Raw genomic sequence first — 20412 nt, forward strand, 5'->3', positions numbered from 1 at the left:
TGGCTTCTATGTAAAAAGTATCTACTACTTAGTAATAAGTAATAGACGGTTATATGTATTGTATTGACATTTAGAAATGTCAGTCGAGCACCGCTCAACCGCCATCCCTGCTTAGTTTTCAATGATCGCAAACTCAAACTCTAAGCCTTAACTCAAGGCCTATCAGCGTTTGTGGACGGGAATTATAGGGGAAAATATAAACAATGTCAAGAGGTTTTCAAAAGAAATTCAAAAAAAATGGAAAAAACGTATTTTTAATTGTATCTGACCGATACATAACCCGTTTCAGGCTGAATGGTAATCGTGGCATTTCCATCACTTTCATGTTCCATTTCAAAAATGCACGGTTGTGTAAGATATTTAAAATATGGATCGTTCGGATTATAGGAGACATCGCCATAGGGTCTTCCGAAATGATCAAATGCAATTTTTCCTCCTTGACCAATTCTACAGTTTGGAGAAAAATCCAATGCAACAATTCTATATTTTTCAGTAATGCTGACATCCTGATTGCTTGGCAATCCAACCCCGACATCCCCATTACCTAAATTTCTCTTTGTTAGTGGGTCTATCGCTTCTTCATTCGCATCAGAATTAGTTTCTTGATCTCGATCACTAAAGACTTCATAATAATATTTCCCTCCACTAATGCGAAACCAAATTTGCCAATTCGATGCAAACCATGTTGAATTGGTATCATCAAATTTATCATCGCTCATCGCAAGATGTTGTGTATATCGAATGTGTGAAGCAACTTGCTCTGCCGCTTGCTGAAGCGGGCTGGTTCTCATGTTCGGCATTGCAAGTACCGCCAAAATCCCTATCACTATAATAACAAACACAAGTTCAAGCAGGGTAAAAGCAGAACGTTTCATCACTAAAACCTTTAAAAACTAAATTCGATAAAAGATGATTATAACAAAAGAATAGAGAAAAGAAAGTATAAAAAGGGATGGCCCCGCCTTAGCGGGGGAAAAAGAGAAGTTTAGATTTCGTCTGCAAGTTCGACGTTGTAAAGGATATCGTCGGTTGGGTGACGATACATCGGCATACCGAGACGTTTTTCATCCAAGATGTGACCGATAAACCCGATAGAGCGACCGACAACAAAGAAGGCATTCAATGCACCCGCTTCGATGAATCCGTCAATCTCGTCTTCAGAGTATCCGAGTGCACGCCACATATCAACCATCAAGATACCGATAGTACCGTCAACGTTCAAGATAAGGTTATCTTTTTTCGACGTCGTCAATTTCTCAACTTCGAGGGCAAAATCAAGCAACGGAGTGCTTGGGAAATGCTCGGCGGCGTATTTTTTGAGTCCCGATACACGAAGGTCAGGGTTACGAACCGATTTGATACGGTGACCGATACCGGAGATCGTTTTCCCCTCTTTTTTCATGTAATCGATAAACTCAGCCGGAGACATACCACGGTCATTCGCGTATTTGAAATATTTCGCCGCATCGTCAATCGCTCCGCCGAAACGCGGTCCGATTGTCAAAAGTCCCGTTACGAGAGAACTGATAACGTCTTTGCCCGCACGAGCGGTAACTTTGGCATTGTGCGCACCCGAAACTGCCGGACCGTGATCCGCAACCGTTTTAAGAACGGTTTCAAGATAATCGGTTGCCCATTTAGGGTAACGTTTTTTGAACCAAAGAAGTGAGATAACATCACCGATACCGAATCCGGTATCCGGAGTTGCAACCGCACTGATCGGATAACCTGCATAGGTTGCTTCATCTCCACGGTCATCGCTGATCGTACAAATGAACTCTTTTTTACGGCGTACTTTCGGTACGGTACGAAGTTCAGGCTCTGCAATTTCACCGATAACACCCTCTGCGCGAAGTTTTCCGTATACTTCGGCAATTTTGTGCGGAAGATCATTGAAGCTTGCAGGAACATAGATACCTGCTGCCGCCATCGCTTCGTTTTTCGCTGCTGCCGTTTCCGCATCCGCGTTTGCCGAAGCACCCGCGTGACCGAATTGAACACCTGAGCTGAAATGTTTCGCGATCGTACCGATACACCATGCGATGATCGGTTTTTTGATTTTGCCCGATTTAACCGCGTCGATTACTTTATACTCTTCGGTTCCACCGACTTCCCCGAGCAGAACCATGTATTTGACCTGCGGGTTGTTCTCCATGCGAAGGAGGTTGTCGATGAATACCGATCCGACGAAACGGTCACCACCGATCGCTACACCCTCGGCAATACCGTCAGCGTTAATGCTGATGATATTGGAAAGTTCGTTGAACAGACCGCCCGAGCGGGTTACGAGTCCGCACGAACCGGCACGGTGAAGTTTCGAGTTAATGATGTTTTCGATCGTTCCGCCGACGTTCGCGATTTTGAATGCGCCCGGAGCGATACCGCCGACCGTTGCCGGTCCGATAACGATAACGCCGGCTTCACGCGCCGCTACGTTCATTTTGCGCGCCATACGCTCAGGGATACCTTCTGCGGTAACCATGATCGTTTTGAACTGCCCTTTGAGTTCGAGCGCTTCCATTGTCACGTCATACGCCGTACGGAACGACGCGAAGTTGAGGAGAACGTCTGCGTTCGGGAACGCCGCCGCCGCATCTTTGGTGTTCCGGAATACGGGTACCATGATCTCTTCGGGACCATAGAAAAACTTCTCGAATTTGTTTCCCGACGTCGGAGCGACGATTGCCGCTACGGAAGGTTTGGCACGGTTGATGACATAGTCATAATCGAGCATACGCTGGATCGCGCTTGCGTTGTTGTTCCAAAAAATCGCTTGTGTATCTTTGGTAAATAGAGCACCCATCTTTTTCTCCTTACTTCTCAAGCGCCATGCGCACGATGTCGGTTACGTGTGTTTCCGGTCCGTATACTTCGATATACAGTCCGAGGCGGTCTGCCGCTTCTTTAATGTCTTTAAGACCTTTTTCGTAGTTCGGCCCGCCGCGACGAACGTAGATACGCGTGTTGTGTTCTTTCATCCGCTCGGCGTACGTTTCGAACGACTGGATAATCCCGGTAAACGTTTTCGCAACATCGGTAAAGTTTGCGATCGCACCGCCGATGATGAGAATTTTGTCACGCCCTTTGGGGTCTTTGTGACGGGTCATCAGGTCGAGGACCGTATCGGCATAGAATTTGGTTTCGCCCGTTGTCGGTCCGCCCGAATACTCACCGTAGTTGGCAAGATCGGCGACGTTGCCCGACAAGTCGGCGATGGTGTCGGCGTAAACGACCGATGCCCCGCCCCCGGCGACCATCGTCCAGATGCGCCCCATCGGGTTAAGGACGGTCAGCTTCAGTGAAGCGCCCGATTTTGAGTCCGCTTCGGCAATCGCTTTTTCTTCGGGAGACTGATCTTCCATTCCGAAAGCCGTAGGGTATTCGGCATCGCACCACGCGTCGCCCATCATGAATCCCGCAGTGTCATCCAGACGGGCAACCAGGTCGAGAATCGCCATTTCGTTGTTGGCAAGCATTACGATCGGGTTGATTTCAAGGTACGCGAAGTTGAGGTCGCGATAGAATTTGAAAAACTGAATCGCGAACGAAGCAAACGCCTCTTTGTTGCCGGCCGGGATATCGGAAGGGATGTTGGCGCGAACGGCATGTTCCATGTCGGCATCGCACATTGTAATGGGGATTTTGACCTCGACAACTTTGTCCCAGTTCTCTTCGACTTCCATACCGCCTTCGGCAGACATGTACAGAACATCGTCTTCACCGACCGTAGTAGCGGAGATGTAGTATTCCTGTTCCTGAGTGTGCGGAGTGAACGGCTCTACGATAAAATGGGTCAGACGGCCATGTTGTCCCGAAAGCAACGTAACGTCGTGAGACATTTTCTCGTCGATCCATTTTGCGGCATCGTCGAGCGTAACGTCACCCGGTTTGTTCGTTTTGAAAAGAACCAGGTTGTTTTTACCGCGTTTACCGAACAGCATATCGGGTTTTGCGACAAGCGGCTCTTGTTTGAGCCATTCAAAACCGTGTTCCTGTGCTTTTGCACGCAGTTCATCACCGCTGGTTACCATTACCGATTTGAAACCGTAGTGAAAACCGCTGAAGTATTTCTCCCAGTGTTTAGAGAAAATTGCTTTACCGTCGTATTCACGAATCGCTCTTTGAGCCATTGCAACTCCTTCGAAAATCTATTTAGGAGCATTATATCACCCGGGAGTCTATTTCATCGGCAGAAAACGGCTCTTTTCGTACGACAAAGCTATTTTTTGTTTACTTTGGTAACATATCCGACAAACACCGGTGTATTTTTGTAACTTATTGTAACTTTATCCGATCCGCCTTGCGGGGTCTCCGTCAGACGATACGTATCGCACTGAGTTATTCCGTAAAAACGCAGACGCAGTTGTAACTTCTCGTCACTTGTCTCAACGCACGCAATGCCGCGGTGTTTGAGACTTGCGGCAAGTTCTTTGGCCACGTGCATCGGGTAGGCGAAATGGCGGCTCGGTTTCTCGAGCGCCGGATAGATCCACTGGTTGAAAAAAACGACGAGCGCGTTGAGGACCAGCAATGAAAAAGCGGTGTAAAACAAAAGACGATACCGTCCGCGAAATTCACGCAACCGGACACGATAGGTTTTGAAGAACGTCTGCGCCGCCATCGGAAGTGCCAGGAGCAAAAACGGCGCGAAACTCTGTACGTCCACTTTTTGACGGAAAGAGAGGAGAAGCGATATCAAAAATGCGCTCATCGCAATCATCCAGATCAGATCCCGCTCTTTGGCGATCAAACGGCGATAGAGGACGTAAAAAAGATAGACGAACACGATGGGCGAAAAGACGGCCGAATAGACGCCCAGCAGGTCCAGGAAGCGGCTTTCGGGCGTTCCGCCGATTCCCGTACCGTACAAATAGAACGAAACCGCCAATGCCCCGATCCCCGCGAGACTCCAGCGCACGTCGCGACGGGAAAGCCCGAATACGACAATCGCGACAAACAAATAGGCGAATGCCGGGTCAATCCATACGAGAACCGGCAGCATCCCCAATGCGTAGAAGCCGAACCGGAGATAAAGATACCCGAACAAGAAAAGCGAAGCGATCACCAACCCCGCATTGTCGACGATCAACGCGGAGCTGATCACTCCCGGCAGCAACACGTAGATCAAAACGATCCACAACCGGTCGGAGTCGCGGACGACGTAATATCGGGCGATCCGGTAGAGTAACACTACCGACAGCAGATGCAGTGCAATCATGGGCAGGCGCAATGTCCAGTCGTTGTAACCCGCAAGAGCAAATGAAAGATTCAGCCAGTACTGTAAGGGGGAGGGAGCGCCGTAGACGATTTTGGCTTCGTGATAACCGATTGAAAGCCCCGGAATCTGTGCCAGAAGCAAGATCAGGTCGATCCCGATCAGCGCGGCAAAAAGGGCTTTGGTTTTCATAGTTTCAAAAAGTTGTCGATGATCTCGTGCCCATATTCGCTCATGATCGATTCGGGATGGAACTGAACTCCGTAAATGGGTTTGTCTTTAATTTGCAACGCCATAATCTCATGGTCGTCTTCGCTGTACGCCGTCGGTACGATCGTTTCGGGAAGCGTCTCTTTTTTGACGATCAGCGAGTGGTAACGCGTCGCGGTGAACATTTCGGGGAGTTTGTTGAAAATGGGGGTATCCCCCTCCCGCACCACCTTGGACGTTTTACCGTGCATCATCCGCTCCGCGCGGACAACCTCTCCGCCGAAGGCTTGGGCGATACTCTGGTGGCCCAGACAGATTCCCAGAATGGGAACCTTATCGGCAAAACGGCGGATCACGTCGAGGGTCACCCCCGCGTCGTCGGGCGTAGCGGGGCCGGGAGAGATAATGATCTTTTCGGGCTTCAGCGCCTCGATCTCCTCGACGCTCAGTTCGTCGTTCCGGATAATTTTCAGATCCGCACCCAGTTCCAGGCAGTACTGGACGATGTTGTAGGTAAAACTGTCGTAATTGTCAATCATTAAAATCATCTGGTCATCCTGTGCGGGCAATCGTAACGGCCATTGTATCCTGTCATGGCTTATACGCCCTTTTGGGTTTGCATTTGCGCGTGGAGACGGTGTACCCTCTCGAAATCGGCACGCATTTCTGCGATAATCATCGCATACTCCAAAGGGATACCCTCGTGCGAGCTTTTTTCGAGCCGCGACGCCAGATCGCGTATGGTCCCCAGGTGGAGATTGGCCGCGGCCCCTTTGATCGCGTGGGCCTGGGCTTCGATCTCTTTGAGATCGTCGCGTGCGACCGCTTGTTCCAACGCATCGAGTCTTCCCGGTACGCTGGAACAAAACGCATCGAAAAGTTTCACAATGATCTCTTTTGGGAGTTTGAGAAACTCCAGTGCGCCGGCATAAATATCCTCTTTTTTCCCCGCTTCGGCGAGCGGGAGGGTACCCGAATCGCCCTCTCCCAAAAACCGTTCGAGCGTCAACGCAAGATCGTCCGCATCGATCGGTTTGGTCAGATGTTCGTTCATCCCCGCTTCCAAGAAGCGTTCGCGATCGCCGCCAAGGGCGTTGGCGGTGAGTGCTACGATCGGAACTTCGCGGTTTTGCCGACGGATTAGGCGGGTCGCTTCCATCCCGTCCATTTCGGGCATGTTGACGTCCATGAGCACCAGATCGTACGCAGCAGTACGAACTTTCTCGACCGCATCTTTGCCGTTGTCGACAAAATCGGGTTCGATCCCGTGGAGCTTGAGTAGCGCTTCGATCAGCATCCGGTTAACGTCATAATCTTCGGCCACCAATACCCGCTTTTCCGGCCACTGTTTGTGCAGGGTATCGGCGGTACCGAAAGAAATCCCCTCTACACCGGCGGAGAGGAGCGTATTGTAGAGTTTGGAAGGGCAACGCTCATAATCGGGGATCACGTGAACGGTTTCGGGATAAGCGTCCGCAGCTTCGCCGATCAGCACGATCCGTCCGACCTGCCTCGGCAAATCGCGTAGAACGTTCTGTACGATCTCTTCGTCAAACGCAATCAGCACGTCGCATCGACGATCCATCCGGGCGACCGCTTCCAGTACTTTACCGTCGCAGCGGGTGTAATCGATTCCGAACGACTCGAGCTGACTGATTACGTGGGGGTGGCTGGGCGAATCGGAATCCATCACCCCGATTTTCGTGTTTTCAAGGTTCAGCGCCAGCACCGATCCCCGGTCGCACTCCATCACGTCGATTTCGAACCAAAAACGGCTCCCTTTCCCTTTTTCGCTTTCGACTTTCAACTCCCCTCCGAAAAGGGAAACGAGCTTCGAACTGATGCTAAGGCCAAGCCCGGTCCCACCGAACTGCCGCGTGGTGGAACTGTCTTCTTGAATGAACGGCGAAAAGATGCTGGCCACTTTTTCGGGCGCGATGCCGATCCCCGTATCGGTAACGCTGAAACGGAGCCTATCGGGATTTTCACCTTGGCCGATCCGTTCGATTTCAACCCTGATTTTTCCTCCCGCAGGGGTAAATTTCAGCGCATTGGAAATCAGATTCCCCATCACCTGTTTGATCCGAAGGCTGTCAAGGCCGATACATTCGCTGATTCGGCTATCCAGCGCGACGCTGTAGTCAATCCCTTTTTCCTGCGCCACTGGGGCGAAGAGGGAAAAGGCCATCTCGAATTCGACAAACGGATTGATCAGCACTTTTTCAAGTTCGAGATGCCCGCTTTCGATCTTGGAAAGGTCGAGGATATCGTTAATAATCCCCAATAGGGTTTTGCTCTGTTCGGAAATAATTCTGGCCTGGCGATGGTGTTCTTCGGCCAGGGGAGCGTTTTCGAGCAATTTAGCAAAACCCATAATTCCGTTAAGCGGGGTCCGAATCTCATGGCTCATGTTTGCCAGGAACTCCATCTTGGCCGCTTCGCTGCGCTGAGCCTGGAAGCGGAGTTGTTCTTCGCGCTGAAGCGTCTCGTCGAGTTCGGTGATGTCGTGATAGGAAAAGATGATGTATTCTTTTTCGGTCAGGGAAATCGCTGCAAACTCCACCGCGAGAATCCGTTCCTCCCCCCGCTTGTCCCGTACCAGCACTTTTCGAAACTCTTCGGAACTCTCGGCGAGACGTTCGAAGAATTCTTCGAACGAAGGAGCCGATATGTACCCTTTTCGCTCCAGAAACATTTCGCATACACATTGGTGCTGCGCCAGGAAAGCGTTCAGGTCCGGAAAATCGAAATAGTCGAAAAAGCGGCGGTTGACCATTTCGATCCCCCCCTCTTTCCCGGTAAAAACGACGATGCTTTTCTGATGCTGGAAAATGGTATCGAAACGCCGTTTTTCGTCTTCGAGTTTTTTGGCCGCTTCAACCAGTTCGGTCACGTCTTCGCGCAGACCGATGTATTCGACGATCTGGCCGTTTTCGTCGACGAGGGGGTAAATGGTACTTTTGACGTAATACGCTTCCCCCGCTTTGGTCCGGTTTTTAATCTCCCCTTTCCAGATTTTTCCCGCTTTGATTGTTTGCCAAAGCTCTTTGAACAACGCCGAAGGGGTATCGGGATGGCGGATGATGTTGTGTGAGCGGTTCATCAGCTCGCTTTCACGGTATCCGCTCACCTCCGCGAAACGGTCGTTGACGTACGTGATGATCCCTCGGGGATCGGTACGCGAAACGATCATCGTTTTTTCGATCGCGTCGCGATACTGCTCGAGAAAAACGGTAGAACGGTGGTACCGGAACACATACCACATCAACAGGGCCGACAGTACCGCGATTCCCAGCCACAACAGAATGAACTCGCGAATACGGTCTTCGAAAAACGCATGATTGCCGGTCAGCTCGACCATATAGGCGGCCTGATTACCGTTAAATTCGTAAACGGGTTTGAGAATCAGAAGCGAGTATTTTCCCTCATGGTACAGTTTGATCCCCTGCAACGTCCCGCGGGCGAGCGCTTTGCGTATGAGATCGCCGTTGGAGCCGATCAGGGCTGCGATCTCCCCTTTATCAAACCCTTCGGCACCGATTAACAGAGTATCTTTGCGGTCTTCGAGATATTCGTCACCGAATAGGGATGGGACGTAGTGGCGTTTCAGATCGCTTTGTTTCGCTTTTGTTTCCTGGATGTCCCGTTTAATCAAAAAGGTATATGCGCCCCGTTTTTGATGGATGGCCTGTTCTTTCAGAGCCGAAAACGTGTAGGCGATTTCAACCGTTCCGACAAATTTTCGATCCCGAAAAAGGGGGTAGACGGTGCGAAATCCGTCGAAGAGTTTGCCCGTTTCAAAGGCCGAAATTTTTTGCTTTGTCTCTTGCGCATGAACGATCAGAGGGCGGCTTTTGGCCAGGGAGTCTCCGAATTTATCCGGTTCATGCACCCGCAAAAAGCCGACGGCACCGGGAAGATGGAAAAACAGCAACCGGACATCGTATTCTTGGAGGGTATCGAAGGGTTTGGCGGAAAGTTCCAAAAGTTCACGGCGCAACAGCGCCTGTTCTGCCGCATCGGCGTCGGCAGAGCGCTCCATGATCCGCCCGATCCGGGGGGAACTGAGAAACATCTGCTGATAGTTATCGATCATTTTCTGCTGCATCGTCCGGTAACTTTCGATCCGCTGGTCGAATTCCCGGACGCTGGCGCTGATGTAATTCCCCGTCAGCGTCTGATGGCGGCTGGCAAGCACGAGCGTTACAACCCCCATAATGAGAAGGTAGATTGCAAGATAGGCGTATAAACGGCGCTTGAACAGAGTGAACATGGTTTGTCCTTGCTTAGGATCGCTTAGGGTTATTCTACTGTGCCGCGGCTAAATCCGCGCCGCGGGTTCACCACTCTTTGATCACGTTGTAGACGCTGTCGCGCTCGACCGGAACGAAACCGCTGTTTTTGATCAGTCCGACGAACTCTTCGAGGTCGATGCCGTTGGCGCTTTTGGCACCCGCGGCGGAATTGATCGACTCGCGTTCGATCGTCCCGTCAAGATCGTTGGCCCCGAATTCCTGGGCGACGAGAGCGAGATTCACCGTCGAAGTGACCCAGTAGGCTTTGAGATTCGGAACGTTGTCGAGAAGAATACGGCTGATGGCGTACGTTTTGAGAATCTCGTGCGCCGTAATGAACTCTTTGACGTTGAGATAATTGTTTTCGCTTTGGTAAACCAGCGGAATAAAACAGTTGAACCCTACCGTCGTATCCTGGAGATCCCGGATCCGGAGGATGTGGTCGATCCGGTGGGCTCGCGTTTCGACGTGTCCGAAGAGCATGGTAACATTGCTTTTCATCCCCCGTTCATGCCATTTCCGGTGGATTTCAAGCCATTGCGCGGAATTGACTTTCCCTTTGCAGATGTAATCGCGTACCCCTTCATCGAAAATCTCGGCGCCGCCCCCGGGCATCGAATCGACCCCGTTTTGGATCATCAGGTCCAGAATCTCATCGTAACTTTTGCCGTACTCTTCCGCGAGGAAATGGACTTCCGCGGCCGTCAGGGCTTTGACGTGGAGCTGCGGATGGCGTTCCTTGATCTTGCGGAAAACGTCCAGGTACCATTCCAGCCCCGTATCGGGATTGTGCGCCGATACGATGTGGACTTCGCGAATCCCCCGCCCCACGATGTCGTCGGTAATGGCGAGGATCTCTTCGTGGCTCATCGTGTAGGGATTGGGGTTTTTACGGCTTGCGCTGTAGGCGCAGAATTTGCAGACGTCCTTGCAGATGTTCGTGGGGTTGATGTGGCGGTTGATATTGAAAAACGTACGGCGGTCATGGAGCGCTTTGCGCCGCTCGTCGGCAAGTTCGCCCAGAGTAAAGAGATCCAGGTCGTACAATGCCACCCCTTCTTCGAGGGTGAGCCTTTCGTGCCGTTTTACTTTTTCGATCAGTTCCATCATCGCCGCATTCTTTATTGTTGTATATTTTTCGCGCATTATACCGAAAGAAAAACGACAATAATCGGTTACAATATTTTCAAAAAAGCGTAACGACCATGAGCATCACCGTCCAGATCGAAGACCTCATCGAAAAAAAAGCCAGCGACTTCGAGATTTCGAAGCTCTTCAAAGCCCATATACACAACTACAAAAATTCGCTCGGCGAACTTTTCGAACGCAATCAGGGGAAAGATTTCCTCGTCACCCACACCAAAACCCTCGATTCGATCATCGGCCTGATGTACAAAACCGTCCTGCGGCGGCTGTTCGGGAACTATCTTCCCATGCGCAGCAACATCCCGATCGTTTTCGTCGCGCTGGGGAGTTACGGGCGGGAGCAGCTGTGCGTTCACAGCGACATCGACCTGATGATCGTATACGAAAAAAACGACGGCTACAACACCGCCGCCATCATCGAAAAATTTCTCTATCTTGCCTGGGACGCAGGGTTGAAACTCGGGCACCGCGTCCATGAAGTCGGCGATCTGCTGGGAGCGTCGCGCGAAGACATTACGATCAAAACGGCGATGATGGAATCGCGGCTCATCATCGGTTCCCCCTTTACCTGGAGCGCCGTACAAAACCGTCTGACCGCGATCCGCCACGACAATCCAAAGGCCTTCATCCTCGCCAAAATCGAAGAAGCGGAGCTGCGCCGTAAAAAATTCCCCTCCTCGATGCAGCCGCACATCAAAGAGGGCGTCGGGGGGCTGCGCGATTCGCAGCTGCTGTTCTGGATTGCCAAAACCCTCTACGGCGTCACGACGCTCAAAGAGCTCTCCGGGACCCTTTTCAGCGAAGAACAGTACCGCGAGTACCGTATCGCGCTGGAACTTTTGTTCCGCGTCCGCAGCGCCCTGCACCTCCTCAGCGGCAAACAGCAAGACCAGCTCGTCCTCGATTACATGCCCCGCATCGCCGAAATGCTCGGCTTCGCGGACGAACGGCGGCTGGTGACGAAACTCCTCGAAGCGCAATGGCGGATCAACAATTTCACCCGCATCTACGTTAAAAAAATGGCCCGTCCCTATCAGCACGATGCGATCACGTTTGCAAAATTGCGGGAGGGACGGATTCAAAAAGGATTTTATGCGTTCGACGGTGTCCTCTACGCCTCTTACCGGATGCCGACGCCACCGATCCATACACTGCTGGAAATGCTCAGCGGACTCGAAGACCGTCCCTGGACGTTTGATGCGAGCGTGCTGTTCCATTTTACCTACGTTCCGATTTCCCATCCTCTCCGCTCGAAAACCTACGCCCTGCTGCGCAAAATTTTCGAGAGGGAGCACCTCTATGCCCCGTTGCAGCTTTTTTACGATGCGGGGATCCTCCACCAGCTCATCGGGGCGTTCAAAAAAGTGCTCCACCTCCCCCAGTTCGACGGATATCATCACTATCCGGTGGATCTCCATTCGATCAAGTGCATCGAAGCGCTCGAAACCATCGCCGACCCGCACGTCCAAACGCTGTACGCGCAGCTTCCCTCCGCGGACAGGGTACTGCTCAAAGCGATCATTCTGCTCCACGACACGGGCAAAGGCCGCAAACAAGACCACAGCGAAGTGGGCGCGAAACTGATCGTCCCTTTTATCAAAAACCTCAAACTCGCTTCCCACCAGTTCGAAAGGGCTGCGCTGCTGGTACGCCACCACGTCCTGATGAGCCACGTCGCCTACCGCGAAAACCTCTATCACGAAAAGACCCTCTATCAGTTCATGTCGAAAATCAAAACCACCGACAACCTGACGCTCCTCTACATCCTCACCTATGCCGACATTAACGGTGTAGGACCGGGAACTTACACCAGCTTCGGCGCGAACCTTCTGCACGAGCTCTACGAAGCCTCGCTGGAAATCGCATCCCAAAACGACCGGATCAGCGATGCGCTGAAGCGGCGCAACAAGGAAAAAAAACTGGTCAACGACCCCGAATTCGGAACCTTTTCGAAAATCGAACAGAAAAAGATCCTCTCCATCGAATCGGATCTTTTCTTCCTCAAGCACGCTCCCCATGAAATCCTTTCGGTCTCGAAACAGGCGTTCGGGTGCGGCGATTTTACCTACCGCCTCGAACAAAACGGGGGGCTTGTGATCCATATTTTCCGCAAAATTCCGCTGAATCTGGGATACCTGCTGGGCAAGCTGAGCTACCTCGACGTCGCCTCGATGGATATTTTCACCCTGTTCGACGGCATCAAATATTTCAAGATCGAATTCTTGCAGCATCCCCGGGAAGGGACCCTAGAGGAGGTCGAGAGGATCGTCCACGAGGCATTTGATATGTCCAAGACGATCGAGCTGCCCAAACCGCACATCAAACCGGGCGAAATCACCCTCGACTGCGACCATTCGATCCACTACGCCCAGCTCAATCTGACCACGGCGAACCAGCGGGGACTGCTGGCCTATTTCGTGCGACTTTTCGACGAAGCCGACATCAACATCGCCACCGCCAAGATCCATACGAACAAAAACGTCGCCCGCGACCACTTCTTAATAGAAAAACAAAACAGGATGTGCGATAATGCGCGCGAAATAATTGCCAAATTGGTAGGAGAGTAGTGAATGTGCGGTATCGTAGGATATATCGGGGCTAAACCGGTTAAGAAAATACTGATCGACGGGCTTCGGGAACTGGAGTACCGTGGATACGACTCCGCCGGTATCGCCGTACTGCAGCAGGGAGGTTTTTCTCTCTTCAAAGCGGTGGGCAAACTGATCAACCTCGAGGAAAAAGCCAAAGAGTTCGAGAGTGAGGGTTTCTCGGTCGGAATCGGACATACCCGCTGGGCTACCCACGGCAAACCGACCGAGCTCAACGCCCACCCCCATCTGGGTCAAAACTCCTACGTCGTCCACAACGGCATCATCGAAAACTACCAGGAACTCAAAGCGATGCTCACCGCGCAAGGGGCACAGTTCCTCAGCCAGACCGATACCGAAGTGATCGTCCATCTGTTCGAACATCACCTCAAAACGGCGGAATCCCCTTTCGAAGCGTTCCGGCAGACCCTCGCGAGACTCGAGGGGGCCTATGCCGTACTCCTCGTCAACGGTTCGATACCCGACACGATCTTTTTTGCCAAACACGGCTCTCCGATGATTATCGGACGCAACACGGAAAACGACGTGCTCTTCGGATCGTCCGACGCCGCGTTGATCGGCAAATGCAGCGAAGTGATCTACCTCGAAGACGGCCATTACGGATACGCGTCGAGTGAGAAAGTGGCCCTCTACGACGCGCAGGACCGCGAAGTCGCTTTGCGTTACGTCCCTCTCAGCGACAACAAGCTCTCCGCCCAGAAAGAAGGGTACCGCTTTTTTATGGAAAAAGAGATCTACGAGCAAAGTACCGTTTTGGCCGATACCCTGATGGGGCGCCTGCGTGATGCGAGCGTCTATTTCGAAGAGATCGATCCCTCGTTGTTCGAAGGGATCAACGAAATCAAACTCTGCGCCTGCGGAACGAGTTACCATGCCGCTCTCGTGGCCAGTTATCTTTTCGAACGCCACGCCCACATCCGTACGTCGGTCGAAATCGCGAGCGAATTCCGCTACCGAGAACCTTTCCTGACGACTGACACCCTTTTCGTCGTCATCAGCCAAAGCGGTGAAACGGCCGACACCTTAGAGAGCCTCAAGATGGCCAAAAAGTCGGGGCTTAAAACCATGGTCGTCTGTAACGTCGACAACTCCTCGATGGTCCGTCTCGCCGACGCAAGCATCCTGACCCGTGCGGGGATCGAAAAAGGGGTTGCCTCGACCAAGGCCTTCGCGACGCAGGTGAGCGTCTTGTGGATGCTCAGTCTCTACCTCGGAGAAACGCGCAAAACGCTTCCAAATGCCGAAATCCAGCGCCAGATACAGCTTTTGCGCACCCTCCCCTCCACCGTTGCCGTCGATCCTTCCACCCACGAGCAGCTGCGCCGTCTGAGCAAACGCTACCTCCACGGTCACGGGTTCTTCTTTATCGGCCGCGACGTGTTCTATCCGCTTGCGCTGGAAGGGGCGCTGAAGCTCAAAGAGATCAGCTATCTGCACGCCGAAGGATACCCCAGCGGGGAGATGAAACACGGCCCCATCGCGCTGGCGGACCCCGAACTTTTCACGATCGCCCTGCTGCCGCAGCACAAACTCTACGACAAGACCAAAAGCAACATCGAAGAGCTCAGTGCGCGCGATTCGACGATCTGTTCGATCAGTCCGCTCGATTTCGACAAAGCCGACGACCACATCCGCACCCGGGCACACGACGATTACATGCTCGAATTTTTCGAGATGATGGTCGTCTTGCAGCTCTTGTCGATGGAGATCGCAATCCGTCTGGGCAACGACGTCGATATGCCGCGCAATCTTGCCAAAAGCGTTACGGTCGAATAAGCCGTAACGTCCTCCGCCCCTTCCCGTTTCAAAATAATTTAAAATAATTTTAGATACTCTCATTACATATAATTTTTTCTAAAACGTCAATCCCCCTCAAGGCAACGGACCGAATGAATACAAACCGCAAAATTTTATTGATCGTCGCACTCATGCTCATGGGGCTTGCCCTCGCCACCATCACCAACGTCGCCTTGAACTTCAGGGAATATGGCTACAACAATGCCGTCGAAAAATCGAAAATGACGGCCGAAATCGTCCGCGACGGCCTCACCGCGCACATGGTCAACGGCATGATGGACAAACGCGATTTTTTCCTCGCCAACATCGCCAACATCAAAGACGTCCAGGCGCTGTGGATCGTCCGGGCCGACAAAGTCGTCAAACAATACGGCGAGGGGATGCAAAACGAGCGCCCCCGCGATGCGATCGACAACAAAGTTCTCAAAGAGGGGACAATCATCCGTGAAATCCGCGAAGACTCCAAAAACGCCGTTTTGCGCGTTACGATTCCCTACATCGCGACCGCCTACGGCAATCCCAACTGTCTTACCTGCCACAATGTCCAGGAAGGGGACGTCCTTGGGGCCATCAGTATGGAATTCAACATCAACGAAATCCGTCAGACCGGGGCGATGACGATCGCGAAGATTTTTGCGATCAACGTCGTGTTCATCATCATCGCGCTGTGGGTCACCAACCACTATTTCAAACCCTACATGCAACTCTTCGAAAACCTCCAGCAGGGGATCAAACGGGCGCGGACGGGCGATTTCTCGTTCCGTTTCAAAACCACCCTCAAAGATGCCGGAAGCGAAGTCGCCGAACAGATGAACACCCTCTTCGAAAAAATCGAAGAGACCTTCGAGGGGATCAAGCATAACCTCAACACCTTCGTCGCCCGCTCGAGCATCGCGTGCTCCGATCCGCTCAACACGACAGGGACCATCATCCAGGAGCTCTCGGACGTTTACAAATTCAAGAAAACGATCGAGCTGGACAAGGACAAAGAGGCCATTTACGAACGTTTCGTCTACGTTTTGAAAGAGAAATTCCATTTCGACCATTTCGCCCTCTACGAAGTCGACAAAATGTCCAAAGAGCGCAAACTGATCTACATCACCGATTCGAAAAGCTTCTGTATCCCCGTAGCGGACATCAATGCCCTCGAATGCCGTGCCTACCGGACGGCAAGTGACGTTTATTCGACCGAGTTCCCGAACATCTGCAACAACTGCGCCGATGGGAAGGAGTACTCGTGCATCCCGTTCAACATCAACGACGACCTTTCGCTGATACTCTCGTATTCGGCCCAAGACGCCGAGGCGATCGAAGTGATGAACCTTTCGATTCCGAGCATCAAAAACTATTTCGAAGCGGCCAAAGCGGTCATCGAAAGCCGTACACTGATGGACAAACTGCGCGACTCTTCCCTCCGCGACGGCGCGACGGGGCTTTATAACCGACGCTTCCTCGAAGAGTTTATCGACAAAAGCGCCGAACAGGCGCTGCGTGCGAATATTTCGTATTCCATCCTGATGATCGACGTCGACTATTTTAAAATGGTCAACGACACCTACGGCCACGATGCCGGCGATAACGTCATCAAGACCCTCTCGGGCATTTTGCAGGAAAACATCCGCAAATCGGATCTGGCGATCCGTTACGGCGGAGAGGAATTCCTCGTCCTGCTCCACAACGCGACCGATGAGGGGACGCTGGGAATCGCCGAAAAAATCCGCACGCGGTTCAACGAGCAGAAATTCTTTTTCGGAAACGATACGGTACAAAAAACGCTCAGTATCGGGATCTCGTACTTCCCCTCCCATGCCGATTCGATCTGGAAAGCAATCAAATTTGCCGACCTGGCATTGTACGAAGCCAAAAATACGGGCCGCAACCGCATCATTACGTTCGAGGAACACATGTTCAGCGGCGGGGACAAATACTAAAATCTCTCTACGCCCGGCATGCGGGCACTGAACAAAAAGCGACGTAAACGATTAGGGGAGCACGCCGTACTTTTAAATCGCCAAAAAGCCGCTGCTAGAGCGGCATCGATTTGGGATCAAACGCCACTACGCAGTTGCCGCCGCGGTGTTTTGCTTCGAGAAGTGCCCTCTTGGCCAGTTCGATCGCTTCTTTCATGTCGCCCGTCTGGGCCGGGAATAAAGCCATGCCGATGCTCACGGTTTTGAGAATCGCGTAGGTATTGACGCGGATTTTCTTTTTGAACGAAGCACGGATCGCTTCGGCGACCTGCTCGGTTTCGTCGTGTTCGTAATCGTACAAAACGACGGCGAACGTGTCGACCCCGTAACGGATCACCATATCCCCCGGACGGGTCAAATCCTGGATATTGCGCCCGATTGCCTTGATCACTTCGTTCCCTACCTGGAGGTCGTATGCCTGGTTGATGGAGTGGAACCCGTCCATATCGACGATGAGCACCCCATAGGGGATGGCGGTACGTTTGGACTGCGCGACGATCAGGGCGGCGAATTCTTCGAGGAATTTGCGGTTGTACAGCCCGCTCAGCGAATCGATCCGAACGCTCTCTTCGAGTTTTTTATTGATGATCTGCAACCGTGAGGCACTGATGTAGTTGCCCAGTTGTTCCAGAACCGAACGGATTTTCGGAACTTCTCGCACATCCTGCGTAACGATCGAAATCACGATGTCCAGATCGTCGGCAACGGGGTAGCTGCGGCATGCGTACTGTGCGGCGGGATCGATCATTTTCGGGCATGCCGCTTCGCATTCGGTCGAATCGATGATTCCCGACGTCCGGTCCGCACGGCAGCCGCTGTTGAGTGCGTCGCACAGCAGGGTTTTTTCACTGTGTACCAGACGGGTGTATTTGGTCATCGGGTTCATCTCGAAGAGATTGAAATCGTTCAGTCCCCACCGCATCCGGATCAGGGCGACCAGGCGTTCATACACCTCTTCGAGATTGCCGTCTTTTTCGATCGATGCGCGGAAACGGTCGATGTCGTGGAGCTGGTTTATCCCAACATGAAGGGTGTAGAGCGGATCGTTTTTGGGCTGATCGATCCGTATCATCGCACCGATTTTTTCACCGCTTTCGTTTAGCGTCGTATCCAGTTTTTCAAGGATCGCGTTCGTCCACATCACCGCATTGTAGCCGTCTTTGCTTTCGGGGGCTTCGATCCGATGACCGTAATCTCCCCCCTCGGCTTTTTCCATCGCCTCGGCGATCTGCTCCAGCGGTTCTTTGTACGACGCGACGAAACGGCGGACGTTGCGCAGTGTCAGGGCACCGAGGATCAAAAGCATCCCCGATGCGGCGACGGCCGCAAGGATTCCTGAACCCTTGATGTCGTTTATCTCCATCTCGATCGAGACGACACCGAGGATTTCGCCGTTTTTGGCTTCATGACAGCTCATGCAGTCGATTTTTCCGTTTTCGCGGGCGACATAGGGAATGCTCAGGCGATAGAGGGTATCGGAGAAAAGCGTTCCGGTGATGTCATGATAGGGTTTCCCTTCCCGCAGAACCATCCGGTCGATTTCGTCTTTGGACTCCTGCGGATGCAGCCCTTTACCGTACTGTCGGACGATGCTCTCCCCGCGAACGACCCATGCCGAACGGACCCCTTCGATCGATGCGATCTGCTCCAGCAGTTCATTCTGGTAATCGGCACTTCCCGCCTTCATGTGCGACGTCAGTGATTCTCTGACCAGTTCGGCGCTCATCTGCGCCCGCGCATCGGCCCCTTCGTACCCCAGGTACCGGAATAGTAGAAGCGTTGCGGCACCGACGAGGGCAATCATCCCCCCTATGCTCAGCGCCAACGTCCAAAATGTCTTCGTGTTTTTCATTCTTCCCCGCAAGCTCACGCGTATCGTCGTCAGGACATTAAATAGTTTTGATTATACTAAAAAAAAAGATTAAGAGGAAGGAAAGGTTGAAAGAAGCGGCTCTTTCAACCCGAAATGGGGAAAATTCGTTAATGACAACCGCATCCGGTGCCGCAGCCGCCGCCCGAACTCTGCTGCGGAGCCGCAGCCGTCGAACAGGCCGATACGCCCGGAGGGGTATTGGGCTGAATCGCCTGATTGTCGACGCCTCCCTCTTCGTTGATCTTCTCGATCGTTGCCCAGAGCTGCTCGGCTGCTTTCATGTAGCGTTTTGCCGTCTCGGAAGCAGGAGCGTAATAGGTGACCGGTTTCCCTTCATCACCCCCGGTGCGGATCGCGGGTTCGATCGGGATTTCGGCGAGGATACAGGTCTCGAACTGATCGGCCATCGCCTTGGAGGTCCCTTTTCCGAAAATGTCGTACTCGACACCGGTGTCGGGAGCGATGAAACCGCTCATGTTCTCTACGACGCCCGCGATGGGGATATGGAGTTTCTTGAACATATCCAAAGAGCGGCGCGAATCGTCCAGCGATACCATCTGCGGCGTCGTCACGGTCACACCGACGGTCACCGGAACGCTCTGCGCCAGGGTCAGCTGCGCATCCCCGGTCCCCGGAGGCATGTCGATGACCAGACAATCCAGATCCGACCACATGATGTCGCGCAGGAACTGCTCGATCGCTTTCATGATCATCGCGCCGCGCCAGATCAGCGACTGCCCCTCTTCCATCAGTGAGCCCATCGACATCATCTCGATTCCGTATGCTTTGATCGGCAATACTTTGTTTCCGACCACTTCGGGTTTTACCCCTTCAACACCGAGCATACGGGGGATATTCGGCCCGTAGATATCGGCGTCCAAAAGACCTACTTTTTTCCCTTGCATGGCCAAAGCGACGGCGAGGTTGACCGACGTCGTCGATTTGCCGACGCCCCCTTTGCCGGAGCTGACCATGATGAAATTTTTCACCTGGGGAGCGATGTTCTTCCCTTTGGATGAGCTTTCGCGCGGCATTTTCGGAGCCGTGATGTTGATCACGACCTCCGCGGCGCCGGCGCGTTTGAGTTCATCGGTCGCTTCCGCGGTGATCTGGTGCGCCACTTCGGGGGCGCTGGAGGTGATGTCGACGGTAACGCTGACATTGCTCCCCTCACATTTGATCTCTTTGACGAATCCGAACGTTACGATGTCTTTCGTAAATCCCGGATAAGTGACTTTGCTTAACGCTGATTTGACAATTTCTTCCGTCATAAAATTTCTCCTTAGTGAATTTTGTA

12 protein-coding genes are annotated in these 20412 nt (G+C 52.5%); 3 read left to right on the top strand and 9 right to left on the bottom strand.

The window, feature by feature from the left end:
* Window positions 1–254: 254 nt before the first annotated feature.
* From AB1763_00265 to mqnE, 7 genes are all read right to left on the bottom strand, one after another.
* A complete protein-coding gene (locus tag AB1763_00265) occupies window positions 255–875 on the bottom strand; it encodes a type II secretion system protein (GenBank protein ID MEW5831254.1) in 621 nt (206 codons plus the stop codon).
* A 110-nt stretch (window positions 876–985) separates the two neighbouring features.
* On the bottom strand, window positions 986–2803 hold the full coding sequence (locus AB1763_00270) for a citrate/2-methylcitrate synthase (GenBank protein ID MEW5831255.1): 1818 nt from the start codon (window positions 2801–2803) through the stop codon (window positions 986–988).
* 10 nt (window positions 2804–2813) lie between these two features.
* Entirely contained in the window at window positions 2814–4130 is a 1317-nt protein-coding gene (locus AB1763_00275; GenBank protein ID MEW5831256.1) for an ATP citrate lyase citrate-binding domain-containing protein, read from the bottom strand.
* 89 nt (window positions 4131–4219) lie between these two features.
* Window positions 4220–5407 (bottom strand): hypothetical protein, encoded by a 1188-nt coding sequence (locus AB1763_00280; protein MEW5831257.1) that lies wholly within the window; start codon window positions 5405–5407, stop codon window positions 4220–4222.
* A complete protein-coding gene (locus AB1763_00285; GenBank protein MEW5831258.1) occupies window positions 5404–5973 on the bottom strand; it encodes an aminodeoxychorismate/anthranilate synthase component II in 570 nt (189 codons plus the stop codon). Before AB1763_00285 ends, AB1763_00280 begins: the two co-directional genes overlap by 4 nt.
* Before the next feature lie 50 nt (window positions 5974–6023).
* Window positions 6024–9698 carry an ATP-binding protein gene (locus AB1763_00290; protein MEW5831259.1) on the bottom strand — a complete coding sequence of 1225 codons (3675 nt, stop codon included), beginning with the start codon at window positions 9696–9698 and terminating at the stop codon, window positions 6024–6026.
* A 67-nt stretch (window positions 9699–9765) separates the two neighbouring features.
* Window positions 9766–10827 (bottom strand): aminofutalosine synthase MqnE, encoded by a 1062-nt coding sequence (gene mqnE / locus AB1763_00295; protein MEW5831260.1) that lies wholly within the window; start codon window positions 10825–10827, stop codon window positions 9766–9768.
* Between the two features lie 98 nt (window positions 10828–10925).
* Between mqnE and AB1763_00300 the strand changes: the two genes are divergently transcribed.
* The 3 genes from AB1763_00300 (at window position 10926) to AB1763_00310 (ending at window position 17203) form a co-directional block, all read left to right on the top strand.
* A complete protein-coding gene (locus AB1763_00300) occupies window positions 10926–13433 on the top strand; it encodes an HD domain-containing protein (GenBank protein ID MEW5831261.1) in 2508 nt (835 codons plus the stop codon).
* 3 nt (window positions 13434–13436) lie between these two features.
* Window positions 13437–15251, top strand: coding sequence for a glutamine--fructose-6-phosphate transaminase (isomerizing) (glmS, locus tag AB1763_00305; protein ID MEW5831262.1), 1815 nt, complete (start codon window positions 13437–13439; stop codon window positions 15249–15251).
* A 113-nt stretch (window positions 15252–15364) separates the two neighbouring features.
* Window positions 15365–17203, top strand: a complete 1839-nt coding sequence (locus AB1763_00310) for a GGDEF domain-containing protein (protein MEW5831263.1) — start codon at window positions 15365–15367, stop codon at window positions 17201–17203.
* Between the two features lie 94 nt (window positions 17204–17297).
* Here the strand turns inward: AB1763_00310 and AB1763_00315 are convergent, their stop codons facing one another.
* Together AB1763_00315 and AB1763_00320 are read right to left on the bottom strand one after the other, a co-directional pair.
* Complete coding sequence (locus AB1763_00315) at window positions 17298–19094, bottom strand: GGDEF domain-containing protein (protein MEW5831264.1); 1797 nt, start codon at window positions 19092–19094, stop codon at window positions 17298–17300.
* A 128-nt stretch (window positions 19095–19222) separates the two neighbouring features.
* Window positions 19223–20386 (bottom strand): Mrp/NBP35 family ATP-binding protein, encoded by a 1164-nt coding sequence (locus AB1763_00320; protein ID MEW5831265.1) that lies wholly within the window; start codon window positions 20384–20386, stop codon window positions 19223–19225.
* Between the last annotated feature and the right edge of the window lie 26 nt (window positions 20387–20412).

The sequence above is a fragment of the Campylobacterota bacterium genome, assembly GCA_040752835.1.
Lineage (GTDB): Bacteria > Campylobacterota > Campylobacteria > Campylobacterales > Sulfurimonadaceae > Sulfuricurvum.